The 1,061-nt window shown below is 69.6% G+C and carries 1 protein-coding gene; it reads left to right on the top strand.

Translation table 11 applies throughout. The annotated features are described in order from the left end of the window. Positions 1 to 67 precede the first annotated feature (67 nt). Positions 68 to 1,061, top strand: a 994-nt coding sequence (locus AC5P1B_RS35675) for an IS481 family transposase (protein WP_493892194.1), incomplete at its 3' end; no start/stop codon positions are given.

The raw sequence follows: 1,061 nt of genomic DNA on the forward strand, positions 1-1,061 counted from the left end.
CTTGAACAGGTGAGGGCCTTCCGGGTTCGGTGTGGATTGCGACGTCTACACCGACCGAAAGGCCCTCGTGCCCCACCGTAATGCACCCCTGACCGAGACCGGCCGCCTGCGCCTGGCCCGCTGCGTGGTCGAGGAGGGTTGGCCGCTTCGGCGGGCCGCCGAACGTTTCCAGGTCTCGCCCACCACGGCCCAGCGATGGGCCGACCGCTACCGGCGCAAGGGCGAGGCCGGTCTGGCCGACCGCTCGAGCCGGCCTCACCACAGTCCCCGCCGCACTCCCACCCGCACCGAGCGACGGATCATCAAGGTCCGGCTGCTGCGCAGATGGGGACCGGCCCGCATCGCACACTTCCTGCGCCTGGTGCCCTCGACCGTGCACCGCGTCCTGACCCGCTACCGCTTGGCCCGCCTGTCCCATCTCGACCGGGCCACGGGCCATGTCGTGCGCCGCTACGAACGCGACCGGCCCGGCGAACTGATCCACGTCGACATCAAGAAACTGGGCAACATCCCCGACGGCGGCGGGCACAAGGTCAACGGCAGGACCCAAGGAGGCCGCAACAGCTCCGCACACCGCGACCCCGCCCGGCCCCGCACCCGCCACGGCCGCCCCAACCTGGGCTACAGCTACCTGCACACCGCCGTCGACGACCACTCCCGCCTCGCCTACAGCGAGATCCTCACCGACGAGAAGAAGGAAACCGCCACCGGCTTCTGGCAGCGCGCCCACACCTTCTTCAGCCAGGCCGGGATCACCGTCGAACGGGTGCTGACCGACAACGGTTCCTGCTACCGCTCACGCGACTGGCGCGACGAGCTGGCCCGGGCCGGGATCACGCACAAGCGGACCCGGCCCTACCGGCCCCAGACCAACGGAAAGGTCGAACGCTTCAACCGCACGCTGCTGGACGAGTGGGCCTACGCCCGCCCCTACCACTCAGAGCAGGAACGACGCGACGCCTTCCCCGAATGGCTGCACACCTACAATCATCACCGCGGACACACCGCGCTGAAAGGCCAACCACCCGCCAGCCGCGTCCCCAACCTCACGGGTCAGTACA

Source organism: Streptomyces sp. A01 (assembly GCF_059026195.1).